The following is a 17,244-nucleotide window of genomic DNA, read 5'->3' on the forward strand; positions in this document are numbered from 1 at the left end:
CCTCTCTTCGCGTAGCGGTCAGCCGAGGTGGATCTGCTCGCCATCGACCTTAGCAAGGACACGGGCCGAGATGATCGCGTTCTCTCCGCGAATGCCGATCATGTTCTGGGCGCGTAGATCGACGGTCCCCGCGCGTGTCTGATCGATCTCCTCCACGAAGCGGAACACGCGCTTGGCGCGCTGGGTCAAGCGGGTGAGGATTGTGTCGGCCTCCTGCGCCACGAGCGCGATCTTCGTCACCTCGGCTTGCACGAGCCTGCCGAAGAAGCCGAGCTCATCGATCGCGATGGCTCCCTTCTTGGCGCGCACGTGCACCTCGGCGCCCGTCATGGCCACCTCGCGGGCGCCCACGATGTCGACGCGTTCCGACGCGCACACCGCGATCCGCCCGCCCCGCGCCTGGACCTCCAGGTCGCCGTCGGTCGCCAGCTTCGTCGGCGCTCCGTCGCGACCGTCCAGCACGGCCAGCACATAGACCCCCTCCGGCTCGATGGCGCAGAGCACCTTGTCCCCGGCCTCGGGGGCGACGAGGCAGCTCTTGGCGCGCCGTGCCTCGCAGCTCGACGAGGCGAGGCGCACCAGGAGCGTCGCGCCGACCCGCTCAACGCTCCCCGTCTCGAGATAGGCCTCCGGCCTCGCAAGCTTCTTTACGGCTGTCACGGTATCAACCCTTTCTCCACGTCGTCTGTGCTGTCCCTTGCGGAACGTCTCCTGAACGACCTGCTCCTCGCCTCGATTGCAACCTGCTTCACGTCTTCACAGGGGGCGCCGCGCCGTGCGTCGGCTGCCATCGTTCCACCCTGGCCAGCTCCTCGTCGTCGCCAAGCCACCCCGAGAGCCGCGGCAACACCGCGCCGTCGCGCTTCGCGAGGTGGAACCGGGTTCGATACAGGCCCGCTCCCGAGAAGTCGGCGGCCGACACATCGGCGTGCGAGAAGTCCGCCTCCCGGAGCCTGGCATCGACGAACCGCGCTCCAGCTGCCAGCGCGCGACCAAAGTAAGCTTCCTCGAGGAACGCGCCGGAGAGGTCCGCTTTCAGCAGCTCGGCCTTGTCGAACACCGCCTGGGGGAACTGGCCGTTCGAGAGGCGCGCCCCATGCAGCTTCGCCTCGCCGAAGAAGCACTGCGGCCCCCTCGCGCCTTCCAGCCGGGCCTCGCGCAGGTCGGCGCCCATGAAGTTGCACTGCGCGCAGTCTGCCCCGGCGAAGCTCGCGCCGGCGAGATCGCTCTTCATGAACTGCGTGCGAAAGAGCTTCGTGTCGGCGAAGGTCTTCGGCCCGAGTCTGGCCTCGATGAGCGTCGTCAGCGCGAGGTTCGCGGCGGCGAGATCGGCCGTGCGGAGATCGGCCCGGAACAGCGTCGACTTCTCGAGGTTCGCCCCGGTGAAGCTCGTCCGGTCTGCGTCGATGTCGACGAGGTTCGCGCGGTCAAGATTTGCGCCCGCGAACGACGCTCCCCGGAGCGAGGTCTTCACCCAGCTCGCGATGGGCGCCTCGACGAGCGCGAACGACGCGCCGTCCGCGGCGCACTCGACGAAGGCCGCCGCGATGTGCCTGCCGCCGTCGAGGCGCGCCCCTTCCAGCCGCGATCGGTAGAAGCTCGCGTGGCGCAAGTCCGCGTCGCGCAGATCGCACCCGGTGAGATCGCACGCGATGAAGCTCGACTCTTTGAGGAGCGCCGCGCGCATCGCCGCGGGGAAGCGCACCTCTTCGAAGCTCGCGCCTGACAGATCCGCCCCGTCGAGCGCGAGGTGCGACAGGTCGACGTGGCGCACCGGCTCGCCGTGCCGGAGCTTGTCGAGGAGCTCATCGCGGTTCATGAGCCACCTCGCTGGGCGTCCGCTCTCGGGAGGAAGCGCACGTGGCCGACCTCTGCCTCGGCGAACGTGGTCCGCTCGTCGCCGGCGACCCGCGACAGATCGGCGCGGAACAGGTTGGCTCCGGTGAAGTCGGCGCCCGCCAGCCGGGCCTTCGAGGCGAGCGCGTCCATCAGATTGGCCCCTTGCAGCGACGCGTTGACGAGATCGGTGCGGATGAGCAGGCCGCCCTGGAGAACGGCGCGCTCCAGGCTGGCCTCGGAGGCGTCGCATCCGGAGAGATCGGCGCCGCGCAGGTTCGCCCGATCGAGCCGTGCGCCTGCGAGGACGGTGCCGCGCAGGTTGGCCCTCTCCATGTCGGCGTCGCTGAAGTCGGCCTCGGGAAAGGACGACCCGTGGACGACGACGCCCTGCTGAAGACACGCTGATCGAAACGACACACGCTCTCCGTGACAGGCGACGAAGGTCGTTTTCCGGAGCGTGGCGCTCGAGAAATCGGCCCCGTCGAGCGTGCTCTCCACGAGGTTCGCCTCGGACAGGTCGGCGCCCGTGAAGCGGACTCCGGACAGGTCGACCTTCAGCAGGTTGCATTGCCCGAGCGTGGCGCCCGTGAAGTCCGCGCCGCCCGGCTTCGTCTCGAACCAGTCGGCGCCTGTGAGATCCGCGCCGGAGAAGCGCGCCCGCTCAAGCTCGGCGCGGCTCAGCACCGCCTCCTTCAGGTCGGCGCGATCGAGCGATGCGCCGCGCAGCGCCGCGCCGCCCAGGTTCGCGCCGCGGAGCCGAGCGTCGGCGAGGTTTGCGCCAGCCAGGTTCGCCCTGGCGAGCACTGCGCCCTCGAGGTTGGTCCGGGAGAGATCGCAGCCCGAGAGGTCGGCCGACTCGAGGAAAGCGCCGGAGAGGTCCACGCCGGACAGGCACATTCCCGCGAGGTTCGCGCCCGTGAAGTCGCGGTTCGCCAGGGACTCGCCCACCTCCAGGGCGAGCCCGATGACCACGCGCGCGCGCTCCGAGGCCTCCGGCTCCATCGCCGCGGCCGCGGGCTGCAGGTGCCCCATCCGCCGGTACATCTCGACCAGACCCCGCTCCTGCTCCTCGATCTGGGCGTGATATCCCGGGTCCGCGAGCGTCTGTTCCACGTCGTCCAGCACGACGCCCGCCTCGCGCGCCTCCGCCGCCATCGAGCGCAGCGCCGTGAGGTGCGCCTTTGCCGAGAACTTGGGCGGCCCTGCGCCCTCCTTGGCCGCCTTCTCCATCGCAGCATCGAAGTCCTCGCCCCTCTCGGCCCAGGCTCGTCTCGCCTCCTGGCGGGCCTGCGCCTCCGTTGCTCTGGCTCGCTCCATCAGCTCGTCGGTCCTCAGGGACGCGGCCTCGACATAGGCGGCGAGGGCATCGAGGTCGTCTGGCGGCGGCTCGGGCAGGGCGGGTAGCTCCTCGAGGCCGTGGTCCTTCGGGTCGAGCCCTTCGGCCACGATCCTAGCGCGCGCCTCGGCGAAGCTTCGCTCCTGGCCCCGACGCAGGTTCTGGGCGGCCAGGTTCTCGCTCTTGACCCAGCGTCCCATGTCGCCAAGGTCGATGTTGGGCGCGACGCCCGACGCGCGCGGCGGCATGAGGTCGCCGTCGGAGATCTCCGCGACCGCGCCCTTGTCCTTGTCGAGGCGCCGCGCGAGGGCTACCTGGTAGTGCTCGATTGGCCGCGGCGACCCTGACTCCTCGCAGGCGCCGACCAGGTGCACGATGTCGGCCGCGTCGTCCTCGGCGATCGCGAGCACGCCGTGGAAGACGACGACGCCGAGCTCCTCGGCCGGAAACACCCAGACGGTGTCGGGGCGCATCGGGACCTCGACGAAGCGATCGCCTTCCGACGTGCGGTGCGTGACGAACGATCGCGTCACGAGGTCGGGCAGCCGCGCTTCGAGGCGAGGCTTCTCTGGGTGCATGTTCTCGATGAGGAGCTCTTCGTCCCCGCGGAAGAGCCCGTCGAGCCACTGGTCCTCGGGTGCCACGTTGAAGAATGTCGGATCCGTGTCGGCGGGTATGCCGGGGAAGTTCTCGTCGAGCCAGCGTTTGTCGTAGGTGCCGGCGCGCCTCCTGCGCTGCGCGAACGTGATGTCCATCGGCAGGAAGCCGGCGGGCTCCGGGCGCTCCGACGGCGTGCGGATCATCGCGCCGTAGAGCTCGACGTTGGGCAGCGGGTGGACGGCGCGACCGCCGAGGTCGAGCGGCTGGGCGCCTTTGCCGTGAGGGTTCCTGTCGTAGCCGGCCCCTCCGAAGGCGTGTGCCCAGTCGATGCGCAGGGTGGTCATCGGCGCGGGCTCGGTCGGCACGCCGTCGCGCCACGTCCGGTCGCCGACCACGGCGAGGCGCTTGTCGACGCTTCCGATCTGCGCCCTCACGTACGAAGCGCGGGTGGGCACGCCGCCCGGGGCGTGGAAGCTGCCCGCGACGAGCAGCTCGCCGCGCGTCTTGGCGAAGCCTTCGTCGATGGCCCCCTGCTCACCGAGCGCGCCGGTGACGGTGCGCCAGAACGACAGCTCGTCGACGAGCGCGCGAGGGCTCGCGAGCGGGAAGCCCAGCATGGAGGTCACGTGGAAGTAGCAGCGGCGCCGGAACTCCAGCACGCGGGTGAGCATGGGGACCTTCATGGGCTTGACGATCTTCACAGGACCTCTCGTCGAACGTGGGGCCAAGAGCCACGATGACCTGTCGAGCGTTGCAGCGGTTTCATCGATCAACTGCGATAGGGCGGGCCCTGAGGGCGCCGCAGATCGTGGATGTGCTTGAAATCGACGGCGAGGCGCTCCTTCAGGTAGAACTCGACGTAGCCGCACTGCTGGCAGGCGTACGCCTCAATCTTCCCGCTGCGGGCGTAGGGGCCATTTCCGGTAACCGCGAGCTGAAACGTGGGCTGCTGCTGAGACGTGCCGGTATCCTCATTCGCTGCCACGTTCTCCACGTGCCATAGAACATTACATTGGCATTTCGGACAGATTCCCGATGATTTCATGTTGATCTCGACCGACGATGGAAGTAGCTCCGGCGCCGGAACTCCAGTACGCGGGTGAGCATGGGGACCTTCATGGGCTTGACGATCTTCACGGGACCTCTTGTCGAGCGTGGGTCTGAGAGAGACGATGACCTGTCGAGCCCCTCTGCGCCTGCATCGATCAGCCGCGGTAGGGCGGGCCCTGCGGGCGCCGCAGCTCGCGGATGTGCTTGCCGTCGACGGGGAGGCGCTCCTTCAGGTACAGCTCGACGTAGCCACACTGCTGGCACGCGTACGCTTCGAGCCTTCCGCTGGTGCCGTCTAGGCCTAGCTTACCGGTGACCGCGAGCTGAAATTGGGTTGCTTTATTCTGGGTACCGGGGTTCGGATCGTTGTTCGCGACGTACTCCACGTACCAGAGGGCCGTGCAGAGACATTTGGGGCATGTTCCCGTCGCTTTCATGAAGACCTCCGTCGCGAGCTGTTTCAGGTGACTTCCGGCTCTCTTAGCCTAGCTTCGTGATCGCAGCGTTCAACATTCGCGCTGCCGAATTCCAGGCTTCCGTTCCGGATTTTCTCATGTTGGCGCCTAATGTCTCGAAGAGTGTTGCGAACTTCAGTTGGTTGTTGATCCAGATTTCTCCCTTGTAACCACCCTTCGCTGCCGCGTATGCGGTGAATTCAACCTTGAGGTTATTGCGGGCAAAGTTGACCCCGGTGAAGTCCGCCTTCTGAATACCGAAGGAGTTCTTGGAGCCGAACGTCTCAATGTAGAGGTTCGTGTGCTTGTGCACCTTGCTAGGCGCGTCAAGGGTCACCTCCTGGGCCTTGAGTGTGATCTTCGTCGGGCTCTCCACGTGGATGGTCCCGCTCGTGCTCTCGATCCTGATGTCGCCCTTCACGGTGTGCGACCACGCCCCCTTGATGTCCGCCGTCCACCCCAGCTTGACGTCGGTCTTCCACGAACCGTAGTCGTCGTGGTTCTGGCCGCTGATCTTTTGCAACCAGCTTCCCAGCACATCCTGCTTGCCGCCGGCCTCGATGGTCTGGGTGAACCCGCCGTGGATGTCCTGCGTCATGCCGCCGCTCTCGACCTTGTCGGTCCGGCCCGAGCGCACCTTGATGTTCTGGTGGCTGTTGTAGAACTCGTTCGAGTCGCCGTCGACGTTGATCGTGTGGACGCCGGCGTAGTGGATGGTCGCGTCGTCGCTGACGTCGACGTGGTACTTGCCGCCGACGTTCTGCCACCACTCGCCGCACACGTTGAAGCCGGCGTTGCCCTCCGTGGAAACGTAGAACATGCAGTCGACGGGCTGCATGTCGGGGTTCGCGTCCGGCGTCTTCGGGGGCACGACGAACGCCTGGTGGGTGGGGCCGCCCATGTGGACGTTGGTCGCGCCGACGGGAGTGAACAGGTCGATGTGCTGCTTGCCCTCGAGGTCCTCGACGACCATGTGGTTGCTGCCGCCCGTGCGCAGCACGTTCTGGGTCAGGTTGCGGCTCGTGACCGTGCTCGGCCGGTGGGCGTTCGGCACCACGCCGGCGATGAACGGCCGGTCCGGGTCGCCGCCCTGGAACGACACCATGACCTCGGTCCCCTTGCGCAGCGGGAAGTGCCAGCCCTCGACCGTGCCGCCGTGCGGCTGCATCATGCGCAGGTACGTCGACGTGGCGCCGTCGGGCAGGTCGCTCGCGTCGAACTTGAGGCGGAGCAGGTAACGACCCATGTCGTCGATCTGGGCATACTGGCTGTCGCCTGGCCCGTCGACGACGCCGTTCTCGAAGCCGTAGATGCGTGGCCACGGCGTCGCCTGAGCCGCCCTGAACTGCACGTCGGCCGGGATCGCCACCACCTCGACGCGGTACGTCTCGTTCACGGCCATCCCCGTGAAGCGCGTGATGTCGAACGAGCCGCCCGTGATCGCGGCCGCGTGCCGCACCTCGACGGCCAGGTAGCGGGTTGGCATGTCCGAAGGCCCGTCCTCCAGCTCGAAGACGTAGCCGGCCCGCAGCCCTGTCGCGTTGCCGGTCGCATGCAGGGTGAGCTCACGGCATGCCATCGACTCCGCCTTGACCTGGGCCAGCCGCGTCGCCTCGTCCTGCGTGAAGACGCGGTAGCCGTACTCGCGCACCTCACCGTGCCCGCTCTTGGACACGGCGTGCTCTCCCGACACCGAGGCGGCCGGGTTCGCGTAGTTGTAATCGTTGATCCGCACCGCGGCCGGCAGCGCGCTGAGATCGACGTGCACCTCCCGGAAGCACTCGCCCGCCGACACGTCGTGGCTCGAGGTCGGGTGGTAACGAACCCGGCCGTTGCCGCTCAGCGGCTCGTGCTGATCCTTGCTGTCGACGATGACCATGACCTCGGCGCCCCCGTCGTCGACCGGGTGCTCGAAGTGGTAGTAGAGCCCCTCGCGCTCGAGCCATCGATGGGTGAAGTCGAGGTGGCTCTCCCGGTATTGACAGACGAACTCCTCTTCCGGATAGCGGTCCGTGTCGACGCTGAACCGGAAGTCGCTCGTCGTGAGGCCGCCGTGCGTGAGCGTCTTTGTCAGGAAGGCGTCGATCTTGCTCTTCGTATGGACGAAGCTGCGCACCGAGTGGCGCTGAAGCCACAGCCTGGGCACGAGCGACCCATGGTAGAGCGCGCGGTCGGCCGACTCGCGCAGCAGCCGGAGGCGCACGAACACGCCGTGCCAGCACATCGGCGGCGCGTCGGCGCCGCGCTGGAGCGTGAGCGTCGCCCGGGCGTTGATCGCGGCGCGGACGTCGGTGCCTGCCGGCACGGTGAACAGGACGTCGAACTCGAACGGTCGGCACAGCGCCTCGGTGCCCTTGAAGCCGACGGCACGGGCGGCCGGCAGCGCTGCGCAGTGCATGGCAAGAACGTCCACGCTCATGAGCTCCCCACCAGGTTGTGGTCCACCCGAGGCCCCCTTGAACGCAGCGGCCGCGCGCGGACGGTGTCGCGACCGCGAACCATACACAGAAGCGCGCCCGACGTGCAAGGTCGTGGATGTCACCGCACGACACCGTCGCGTGCTGGTACCCTGGCCGAGCGAGGAGGCGACGCCGATGGACGCGGATCCCGAGTCTGAGCTCGTTGGGCACCCTCGTCCGCGCGACGAGTCCCGGCATCGATGGACGTTGGCCCAGCACGCCTTCCACGTTAACGTGATCCCAGCGCTGTCACGTTCACGGGGAACCAGGACAGCGTCTCGCTCCGGGGGCCATCGAACCCGGAGCGGTGGCGTCGAACGAGCGAGATGCTCACCAACACCGTATCGTCATCCGCACATGAAATGCCTTCGCTGCCAAGCTGCCCTCGACCTCTCCAAGACGCAGTGCGCCGCCTGCGGTGCGCCGGTCGACGCCGACGGCGACGGCGTGCCCGACGTCCTCGCGAAGATGATCGAGGACAAGGCGCGCGCCCTCCTCGCGACGGAGAAGCAGCGCGAGGAGGAAGCCGCGCGCGAGGCGTTCCGCATCCAAGCCGATGCGGCGGAGGCCGCGGCGCGGCGCGCAGATGAAGCACAGCTCGCGTACCTCCGCGGCAGGCGCGACGCGAGCCTCAGCACCGTTCCCAGGCTGTGGTACGCGAGTTCCGGCATGCTCGTCCTGTTCGCCCTTGTCGCCGTGGTGATCGGTGGGTGTATGTTGCCCTTCGGCCTGGAGACCACGATCGGCCGCTCGATCGTGGCGGCGCACGTCTTCTGTCCGAGCGTGTGCCGTGGGTGCCGCGGCCCGGGGCGAGTCGTCGCATGGCGCGAGTCGGGCAGCTGGTATGAGGCGGATGTTTCGGCAGAGATCTGTCACAACCGCGCTGTCGACATCGACCGCCTCACGTGGAACGACATTACCGATCGTGAAGACAAGGATCTTGCGCCCTACCGCCTCACCCGCTGGGCGAGCGTGCTGATGGATTTCGGGCTCGTATTCCTCCCCTTGCTCCTCGTTGGTCCCCTCGTCGCGGCGCCCCGCCGCCGGCGCCAGATCGAGCGCGACTGCTCCTGCTGGGAGGTCGAGATCGACGAGCTCGAGCGTAAGCTCCACCATGGCGGCACGCGGAGCCCAGGCGACTCACCATAATCTGGGGCCTGTCTGCTCACGTCGGGAAATGAGAAATCATGCAGCGCTGGTCGCGCCCGACCCCGAGAGCGCCTTCGGATGTAAGGCATCATGCAGATCTGCCTGCGAGAACCGATTCGAGAGTAATGCAGTATACATCGCTGCCTGCTGGAATCGACTTGATAGTAGTTCATCACACGGAATTGCCTGCGAGAGGAGGCACCCTATGTAGCGCGATATACAGACCTGTCTTCTGCGGCGCTCCTACGCCCCCTCTGGAGGCAAGGCTGCCTGATTTTCCACCGCCCGGGTCCAGCGCCGCTGGGCTGCCGCGCAAGGGGCTGCCGCACCCGATCACGGCGCGCGGCGGAGCGCGCCGCGCTGCCAGACGTACCGGCCGCGGGTGTCGCAGATACGCCGGTCGGTGGCACGCGCGCGCTGCCAGGAGGCGCTGTTCCAGCCGGAGGCGCCCGGGAGGGGCTTGTTCGCGGCGATCGAGGGGTGGTCGCACGCGGAGGTCGTCCTGTTGGCTGTCTCCTCGAATCGGACCGCGTCTCCCTCGACGCGGACGTCGAGCGCGACGGAGCAGGGGATCGGGGACCTCGGCCCGCAGTCGTCGAGCGTCACGCTGGTGGGCACGTCGAGCACAGTCCGGATCGCGCCGCCGCGCGCTGCGTAGAGCACCGTGTGCGTCACGAAAGGCACCGCCGTGGAATCCTGCTCGCGTGCGCGCGAGCACTCGATCAACTCGACCTCGGGCAGGCTGAGCGCCCCGTGGCACGAGCACATTCGCTGCGATGATCGCCGCGAGCACGACGAGGGTGTGCGATGCGACGGCGCGTTTCACGAGCGCCGCCCCCGCTCAGGGCTCGAACTTGACCGCGACCGGCGAAGGCTGGTCTCCGACCCCCTGGCCCACGCCGAGCTGCCCCTCGGCGTTCTCGCCCCAGCAGAGGATCTCGCCGGTCGCCTTGAGCGCGCACGTGTGCTGGTAGCCCCCGGCGAGCTGCGCCACGCCGTCGATGGGCACGTCGACCGGCTGCGTGGACAGCATCCCGTTGCCGTTGCCCAGGAAGGCGACTCCCCACATCTTGAGCGCCCGCGCGTCGCCGGACACCGCGCCGCTCCGCTCGCGGCCCACGTCGATGCGCGTCGCGCGCGGCACGGCGACGAGCGTGGGCTCGGGCACGGGCCCGTAGCGATTGGCGCCCACCGCGCCGTTGTAGTCGTTGCCGAAACAGTAGACCTCGGCGCCCTTGCGCGCGCACGTGTGCCGGTCGCCCGCGGCCACCTCGTCGACGCCTGCGGCGAGCGGCGCGAGGACGTTCACCGGAGAGGGCGAGCTCGTCTGTCCGCCGTTGCCGAGCTGTCCATCGAAGTTCCTGCCCCAGCAGAGCACGCCCCCGTCGGAGGCCTTGATGGCGCAGGTGTGATCCTGGCCGGCCGCGACCTGCCGGATATCGCTCCGGACGAGGAGCGGCGTCGCATAGCCCGACTGCTCCGCCGCGCCATTGCCGATCTGGCCTTCCTCGTCGGAGCCCCAGCAGTACAGCTCATCGCCCGTCTTCACGGCGCACGAGTGCGCCGCGCCCAGCGAGATCTGCACGACGTTGATGAGGCTCGTCACCCGCGTCGGTCCGACGGAATCGAGGTACGAGCCGTTGCCGATCTGCCCGCGCACGCCGTGTCCCCAGCAGACGACCGTCGTGTCCTCCATCACCGCGCAGGAGTGCCCAGGGGCAATGTTGTCCGTGCGCGAGAATCCGCCGCCCGCGGCCACGTGGATCGCCTTGCCGGGCAGCGACACCCGCGCGGGCCAGGGCAAGGTCGGCTGATCCACCGGCGCTCCGGCCTCCCCGAACGTGTTCCTCCCCCAGCACCAGACGCTGCCGTCCCCTCGCAGCACGCAGGTGTGGGCGAACCCGGCCGAGATCTCGACCGGGTCGTTGCAGAAGGCCCCTTCGGCCCCGTCCACGCACTCCATCGCGCAGCGGCGGCCGCAGGCGCCGCAGTGCTGGGGATCGCGCGCGCTCGTCTCGCAGCCCGGGGTCGCGGCGTCGCAGTCGAGGAAGCCCGCGTCGCACGCGAGGGCGCAGACGCCGTCCTCGCACGTGGGCGCCGCGTTCTCCCCGGCGGGGCAGTCCTTCGGCGAGGTGCAGGCGACGCCCTGCCCGCCGGCGCCGCCCTGGCCGCCGGCGCTGCCCTGGCCGCTGGCCCCACCCTCGCCCCCGGCGCTGGCGCTGCCGTGGCCGGCGCCGCCGCCCTGACCGCCTCCGGCCGACGCGAAGTTGCGCTCGGAGGGCGAGCAGCCGGCGCAGAGGGCGATTGTGGCGATCGTGAGGAATCCCAGCGCGGTCATCGGCAGGCGAAGCCTGTGCATGATCGAAGCTCCCGAAGCGGCAGGTGTCCCGGAGCAGCGAGTTGCTCCTTGGTCAGCTTTTTACGCTGCTGCTCTCCGCGCGGAAAGCCGCTCCCGCCGGCGGGCGCGGTGGTCCCGTCCTGCGGGCGTGGGCGCCGGGCGTTGGCTCGATGCGCTCGCGGCGCGGGGCGCGGCGTTCGCCGTGCGCTGCTGGGACCTGCTCCGGCGGCCGACATGAAGTAACCTTTCCCCCAGCGCGGATCGACGCGGTGCGCCGCGCCCGCGCGACGCCGAGAGCCCCCTTCGAGATGAGATGCAGCGCATGAGCCCCGACGGCCGGGATCCCGGCGCCGCGGCCCCCTTCGACTGGAACCGCGCCGAGCCGGCGCCCGGGGAGCACCCGCCGCGCCCCGGCGGGCGGCTGTCGCCCCCTGGCGGGCAGCTGTCGCCCCCCGGCGTGCAGCCGCGCCCCGGCGGGCTGCAGCCGCCCCGCGGTGGCCTGCAGGCGCCCCGCGGTGGCCTGCAGGCGCCCCGCGGTGGCCTGCAGCCGCCCCCCGGCAGCCTGGCCCCCGACGCGTGGGGCGCCGCGCCCGCCGAGGGCGAGGCGTGGCTGCCCTTCGACCGGGGAGCCCGGCCCGTCGAGGTGCTCGACGAGACGCTGCGCGACGGCATCCAGGGCGTCTCCATCGTCAACCCGCCGCGCGCGCGCAAGATCGAGCTCCTCCATGCGATGGCGAGCGTCGGCGTCGACGTCGTGAACCTCGGCATGCCGGCGACCGGGCCGCGCCAGTTCGACGACGCGTGCCTGCTCGCCCGGGAGATCGTCGCCTCCCGCCTGCCGCTCGGCCTGACCGCGGCCGCGCGCACCCTGGCCGCGGACGTCGACGAGGTCGCCCGCGTGGCCGAGCGCGCCGGGGCGCCGATCATGGTCTACGCGTTCATCGGCAGCTCGCCGATCCGGCACTTCGTCGAGGGGTGGGGGCCTGATTTCCTGGCCCGCAGCGTCGACGAGGCCGGGCGGGCGGCCGCGGCGGCTGGCCTGCCCTTCTGCCTCGTCGCGGAGGACGCGACCCGCTCGCCGCCCGACATGCTCCGCACGCTCTTCCGCGCCGCCGTCGACGCCGGCGCGGCGCGCCTCTGCCTTTGCGACACGACCGGCCATGTCACGCCGCCGGGGGTCGAGGCGCTCGTCGCGTTCGCCCGGCGCGAGCTGGGCGCGCTGGGGGCGACCGGGATCGAGCTCGACTGGCACGGCCACAACGATCGTGGGCTCGGCCTCGCGGCCGCGCTCTGGGCGGTGGCGAGCGGCGTCGAGCGGGTCCACGCCACGGCGCTCGGCGTCGGGGAGCGGACGGGCAACACCTGCCTCGAGCTGCTCGTCGACAACCTCGGCCGCCTCGGCGCGCGCCCCCCGGTGCCGCGCGAGCGCCTGGTTGCGTACTGCGCGGCCGCGTCGCGCGCGCTCGCCTGGCCCGTCGCGCCGGACCATCCGATCGCGGGGGCGCTCACCCGCCAGGGGTGACGCTGCCCCCGCCGACGCGCGCCAGGGCGGCGCGGACGATGGGCGCAGCGGGCGCGAGCGCGTCCGCGAGCTCGCCGACGCGGCCCGCCGCGCGCTCGGCGCGGGCCCACGCCGACGAGAAGCCGAGCGTGCCGGGCGGATGGGCCTCGGCGAGGGCGATCGCTTGCCGGAGGTCGTCGCCGACCGCCGCGATGGCGTGGAGATCTGCCACGCTCGCCCCGCGGGTGCGCGCCTCGGCGTAGAGCGCGCGCACGATGCCGAGCAGGTCGCGGGCGGCCTCCAGCGGGAAGGGGTCGTGGCGGATCGAGAGCACGCAGGCTGCAGATCAGGGATACCGGGCGGGGGCGTCAAGCTGGGGAGCGTGCGGGTGATGCGGTTTGAAAATTGCAGCGAAAGGTCGTCATGAACCACAGCACGCATGAGCTCGCAAAGACGGACATTCCCGGCGATGACGAGGATGCCCCGCTGCCGCCGAACCCGGGGGATCCGGGGCCGGAGCAGCCGGAGCCACCGTCGCCCGATCCGACGGAGGACCCGCGCTTCCCGCCGCTGGGCGACTTCCCGCGAGGGGTTTGAGGCGAGGTGAGGGCGGTACCTGGTCGCGTGAGCGAGTGTGAAATAAGCTCGGACAGGCCGCAGTAGGTGGTTCTCTCGTCAAGCCATTCAGCGACGCCAAAATTCCTCGGGTCACACCCAGGTCACAGAGGCAAAAAGGACACGGCTCTCGCCGTTTCTCCGTGGCGGAGGCGCTGGGAATCGAACCCGGAGATGAACTGATGGACAGCATGCGTAAGAGACACGGCAGACGCCACGTCGGACGCGTCGGAGCGGTGTCAGAGGCCATCGAGGGCTCGATCCTATCGTATACCCGAGTGCCCTCTCGTGGAGCCCCGTGCCCTGGAGTCGGGGCACACGGAGGTCACACGGCGGCAAACAAGCCCAGCCGACGCCAGGAACGGGACGGAGAGCCGTCGAGCGATCCGCATCGGACGTGGTGAACGGGACGGTGCCGAACTCGCTGACGCACACCTTGACCATCCACGTTGCCGGTCGCGCTCTGGCCCTCGTGTGCAAGGACCGCCTGGACGTAATGTGGCCCAGGTCGCCTGTTGACGCCGCCTTCCGTTAGGAGAAGCATCCGGGATCGGGGGAGGGCATGGGGCATGGGCTGAAGGCAAAGGCGCGCGTGCTCGTGCTGTGCGGCTGTGCCTGCGCGCTCGCCAGTAGTGCTCCGGTGCCGGCACACGCACTCGAGTTCAGCGGCGGCGTCAGCGTGGGCGGGATCCAGATCGGGATCGAGCCCAGGCTGGCCGTGAGCCCCTTCGCCGGGTGGCTCTGGCGCAGCGAGGGAGACTTCAGGCTCGAAGCCCACAACATGCTCAGCATCGTTCCAGGCGCTGGTGTCGGGCTCTACGACCGAACGGCCGTCACTCTTGGGTATGCTACGAAGACAACGACCGTCAGCCTCGGGCCGTCCCTTGCGATTTACTCAATGCCGGTGTGTTGGTGCCGTGATCTGTGACCGCGTGGTGGGGGTTGCTCCAGGTGGCCGCGCTCAGTCCGAGTGGTACTTCGCCGGGCCCTTGGGCGTGTCCTCCAGCGTCCATGTGGACTGGGCTGGCGGCAGTAGTCGCGTTCTCCCCGGAAGTCTGGTTGTGATGGTGACCGCTGGACCTGTTTGGAGATTCAGGGCGAAGTCAAAATGAACAAGCTATATATTATTCTCTGCTTCGGTCTCACGGCATGCAACTACGATGTGGGAGAGTGCTATGTCCGCGGTGAGGGGAACGAAGGCGCCGGCGGTAGCATCATCACCCCGACAGGAGGGGATGGGGCCTTCGGCTATGTGCCGGCAAGGCCGCAGAACGCACCGGTGGGAAGCGGATCCTCGGAGGCGATGGCAGGGTGCACCCCCGACTGCCTAGAGGCGTGCAAGGAAAAGTGTGACAAGATATGGGAACTCTGCCGTGACAACTGCCCAAGGGGCGACACGAGCTGCCTAAAACGGTGTACTGATGAATATAGTCAATGCCTCAAAGACTGCGACAGGAGATGTAAGTGATGCTCGAGCTGACCTTTAAGCTGACCCCAGAAGAGGGCGAGCCGCGCGACATCGTGGTTCGCATCCACGAGCCGACGCGAAACCCTCCGGAAAAAAAATGGCCTTGGGCTGTCACTGTTGACATCGATGGGCGCCCATCTACTACATACGGGGTAGACCCTCTCGATGCGGTTGAAAACGGAGCCCAGCACGCCGCGATCGTGTTGCGCGGGGTCCATGGCGATGCGCTCGATCCGCCCATCGAGCCGCGGATGAAGGAGGGCCAATAATCGACTCACAGATGCGCCAAGCCTGCCCATAGCCGGGACCGAGGCGTACTCGGCTTCGGCTCCCTGGGTGCTGCTCGAAGGCGGCCGGCTCGATCGGCTGTGAGGGTTAGCCTCCGGCAGGGGACCGGCCTGCGTCGCGTCGCCTGGGGTTGGGGATCTCCGCGGGCCCGCGGCAGCGCGGGAGCGCGTCCTCGCGAGCACCGACCTGGCGGAGCTGGATCGCTGGATCGGCCGAGCGTAACCGCCCGGCCATCGCCATGGGCACGGCCCCTTGCGGCTCTCGCCGGGGTCGACGATGCTGGGCGCGGGGCGCCGTCGGCCCACGACTCGGCGCGGGCACAGGCGGTCCTGAGAGAAGGCCCGGCGAGGTGGCCTCCGCCTGCGTCGCCGGCCGAAGCTCGCGTTGTTCAGGTCGCGTCGGCGTCGCCGGCGCTCGGAGCAGCGCGCGACGATCTCGTCCATGCGTCGGGCAGCAACTCGTCTAGCCGGTCACGCGGCCAGCCCGCCTGCAGCTTGCCGATGACGTCTGTCGCCCAGGCGAGCGGGTTGACTCCGTGCATCCGACACGAGCCGAAGATCGTGTAGCCGATGGCCAGGCGCTGAGCGCCCTTATCGGAGCCCGCGAACAAATAGTTCTTTCTTCCGAGGGCTACACGTCTTAGCTGCCGCTCGACCTCGCCGTTATCTATCTCGAATCGTCCATCCGTGAAGCAGCGCCGCCACGCAGCCTCCTGATTGATGGCGTACTGGGTAGCAGTATAGAGCGGCGTGCCCGGCACGAGCCGCATGTGCAGCTCGTGAATCCACTGATACAGCTCGTCGACGATGGGGAGCGACCGCTCCTGCCGGCGCGCCAGGCGCGCGTCCGTGGACATCGCCTCGTCTTTGCTGCTCGCCTCGATTCGGTAGATGGCCTTGAAGTACGAGAGCGCCACTGCCGCTCGCGCGTCGCCGCCCTTGGCCGCCTTCTCGAACTTGGCGCGGATGTGCATCCCGCAGCCAAGCCGGCGCTCCTCGGGCACGATCATCTCGCCGTCGTCGCCTCCGCGGAGCATCGCGCCATAGCCCGCGTACCCATCGCCCTGCAAGTAGCCGGTAAAGCCATGCAGCAGCGCGGCTGGATGCTTCGCCTTCCAGTCCGGTGCGTACAGGAACGCCACGAGATCCGCGCCGACGAAGGCCCAGATGTGGCCTCGCTTCACCCCCGCAGGATGATCTCGATCCAGCACCCGCATCCCCGTGTCGTCGGCGCGCAGATAGGACGAGTCCAGCACCCGCTCCCCGATCCTCTCGGCCACGGGAGCGAGCACAACGCGAGCGCGAACGCGGACCAGTCTCCCAGCGTCGACGGCGACAGCGACACGCCGAAGCGCGCGTACTGCTGCGTCTGCCGGTACAGCGGCATCGAGTCCTCGAACTTCTCAACAAGGATGCTGGCGAGCAGCCCCGGTCCCGGACGCCCTCGGTCCATCACCTTCTTGCTGTCCGCCGTCGTTACGCCCTGCTCCGGGCAGCGCGGGCAGGCGAGCTTCTCCCGCTTCTCCTCGATGATCTTGAACTGCGCCGGCACGAACTCGAGCACTTCGCTCGTACGATGGCCAATGCACTTCTTGTCCGCGCCGCACTGCGGGCACGTCCGCTCCGCCTCGGGGACGGGCACCACGCGCGTCTCAAGCGGCAGGTGCTCGGGGAGCGGCGCGCGCCCGCCTCGTCCTCGCGGCGGCTTCGGCGGCTCAGGGGGGCTGCGGCACCAGCCCCTGCTCCGGCTGCGGCGGAGCGTCGATGCCGAGCTCCGAGCCCGCCGCCCCCGGCGGCGCTTCCGCCCCGAGCTCGGCGAACATCAGCATCAGCTGCTCGGTCGAGACCTGCTGGCTCTTGCGGCCGTACAGCTCGCGCAGCGCGCTCGCGAGCCGCGCCAAGCGCGCACCCGCTCCGTCGGAGACGCGCGCAGCCACGCAATCGACCAGGCGCCGGACCGTACAATAAATCGATAACCGCAGCAAACGTCCTCGCTGTGACAATACCGATCAGCGGGCCCTACTGTCCCCACTGTGACGGTATTCCTGCCGAGATTGATGCTGTCTAAGGCGTCCCTTCAGGTGTAGCGTCGCTGGTGGAGGCGAGGTGTCCACCGTCGCCGCCTGACCTTTGCCAGCAGCCAGCAT

The 17,244-nt window shown here is 69.0% G+C and carries 14 protein-coding genes and 1 pseudogene; 5 read left to right on the forward strand and 10 right to left on the reverse strand.

The window, feature by feature from the left end:
* Positions 1-18: 18 nt before the first annotated feature.
* The 6 genes from WMF34_RS43385 to WMF34_RS43410 form a co-directional block, all read right to left on the reverse strand.
* The gene (locus WMF34_RS43385; protein ID WP_437991495.1) at positions 19-660 is read right to left on the reverse strand and encodes a DUF3540 domain-containing protein; all 642 of its coding nucleotides are present in this window, start codon (positions 658-660) and stop codon (positions 19-21) included.
* An 88-nt stretch (positions 661-748) separates the two neighbouring features.
* Positions 749-1,819: a pentapeptide repeat-containing protein gene (locus WMF34_RS43390; RefSeq protein WP_012241082.1), complete on the reverse strand. Its 1,071-nt coding sequence runs from the start codon at positions 1,817-1,819 to the stop codon at positions 749-751.
* The gene (locus WMF34_RS43395) at positions 1,816-4,476 is read right to left on the reverse strand and encodes a DUF2169 domain-containing protein (protein WP_437991496.1); all 2,661 of its coding nucleotides are present in this window, start codon (positions 4,474-4,476) and stop codon (positions 1,816-1,818) included. Before WMF34_RS43395 ends, WMF34_RS43390 begins: the two co-directional genes overlap by 4 nt.
* A gap of 68 nt (positions 4,477-4,544) precedes the next feature.
* A complete protein-coding gene (locus WMF34_RS43400) occupies positions 4,545-4,760 on the reverse strand; it encodes a hypothetical protein (RefSeq protein WP_231864550.1) in 216 nt (71 codons plus the stop codon).
* A 220-nt stretch (positions 4,761-4,980) separates the two neighbouring features.
* Positions 4,981-5,262 (reverse strand): hypothetical protein, encoded by a 282-nt coding sequence (locus WMF34_RS43405; RefSeq protein ID WP_012241085.1) that lies wholly within the window; start codon positions 5,260-5,262, stop codon positions 4,981-4,983.
* 43 nt (positions 5,263-5,305) lie between these two features.
* Complete coding sequence (locus tag WMF34_RS43410; RefSeq protein ID WP_437991497.1) at positions 5,306-7,699, reverse strand: type VI secretion system Vgr family protein; 2,394 nt, start codon at positions 7,697-7,699, stop codon at positions 5,306-5,308.
* Between the two features lie 175 nt (positions 7,700-7,874).
* On the opposite strand from WMF34_RS43410, the gene WMF34_RS43415 reads away from it, so the two are divergent.
* A complete protein-coding gene (locus tag WMF34_RS43415) occupies positions 7,875-8,888 on the forward strand; it encodes a hypothetical protein (RefSeq protein WP_437991498.1) in 1,014 nt (337 codons plus the stop codon).
* Positions 8,889-9,221: 333 nt separating this feature from the next.
* On the opposite strand, the gene WMF34_RS43420 is transcribed toward WMF34_RS43415, so the two are convergent.
* Both WMF34_RS43420 and WMF34_RS43425 read right to left on the reverse strand, forming a co-directional pair.
* Positions 9,222-9,656: a hypothetical protein gene (locus WMF34_RS43420; RefSeq protein ID WP_012241088.1), complete on the reverse strand. Its 435-nt coding sequence runs from the start codon at positions 9,654-9,656 to the stop codon at positions 9,222-9,224.
* A 73-nt stretch (positions 9,657-9,729) separates the two neighbouring features.
* Positions 9,730-11,247, reverse strand: a complete 1,518-nt coding sequence (locus tag WMF34_RS43425) for a hypothetical protein (RefSeq protein WP_437991499.1) — start codon at positions 11,245-11,247, stop codon at positions 9,730-9,732.
* Positions 11,248-11,548: 301 nt separating this feature from the next.
* On the opposite strand from WMF34_RS43425, the gene WMF34_RS43430 reads away from it, so the two are divergent.
* Positions 11,549-12,748 (forward strand): 2-isopropylmalate synthase, encoded by a 1,200-nt coding sequence (locus WMF34_RS43430; protein ID WP_437991500.1) that lies wholly within the window; start codon positions 11,549-11,551, stop codon positions 12,746-12,748.
* Here the strand turns inward: WMF34_RS43430 and WMF34_RS43435 are convergent.
* Positions 12,732-13,061 (reverse strand): hypothetical protein, encoded by a 330-nt coding sequence (locus WMF34_RS43435; protein WP_437991501.1) that lies wholly within the window; start codon positions 13,059-13,061, stop codon positions 12,732-12,734. The two genes, WMF34_RS43430 and WMF34_RS43435, sit on opposite strands and share 17 nt — an antisense overlap.
* 89 nt (positions 13,062-13,150) lie before the next feature.
* On the opposite strand from WMF34_RS43435, the gene WMF34_RS43440 reads away from it, so the two are divergent.
* The 3 genes from WMF34_RS43440 to WMF34_RS43450 all read left to right on the forward strand — a co-directional run bounded on the left by WMF34_RS43440 (position 13,151) and on the right by WMF34_RS43450 (position 15,079).
* Entirely contained in the window at positions 13,151-13,324 is a 174-nt protein-coding gene (locus WMF34_RS43440) for a hypothetical protein (RefSeq protein WP_157907316.1), read from the forward strand.
* 580 nt (positions 13,325-13,904) lie between these two features.
* On the forward strand, positions 13,905-14,270 hold the full coding sequence (locus WMF34_RS43445) for a hypothetical protein (RefSeq protein ID WP_437991502.1): 366 nt from the start codon (positions 13,905-13,907) through the stop codon (positions 14,268-14,270).
* A gap of 539 nt (positions 14,271-14,809) precedes the next feature.
* The gene (locus WMF34_RS43450) at positions 14,810-15,079 is read left to right on the forward strand and encodes a hypothetical protein (RefSeq protein WP_437684157.1); all 270 of its coding nucleotides are present in this window, start codon (positions 14,810-14,812) and stop codon (positions 15,077-15,079) included.
* Between the two features lie 407 nt (positions 15,080-15,486).
* Here the strand turns inward: WMF34_RS43450 and tnpC are convergent.
* A pseudogene (gene tnpC, locus WMF34_RS43455) lies at positions 15,487-17,004 on the reverse strand (IS66 family transposase); the annotation flags it as partial.
* Positions 17,005-17,244 lie beyond the last annotated feature (240 nt).

The organism is Sorangium sp. So ce145 (assembly GCF_051525985.1).
Lineage (GTDB): Bacteria > Myxococcota_A > Polyangia > Polyangiales > Polyangiaceae > Sorangium > Sorangium cellulosum_B.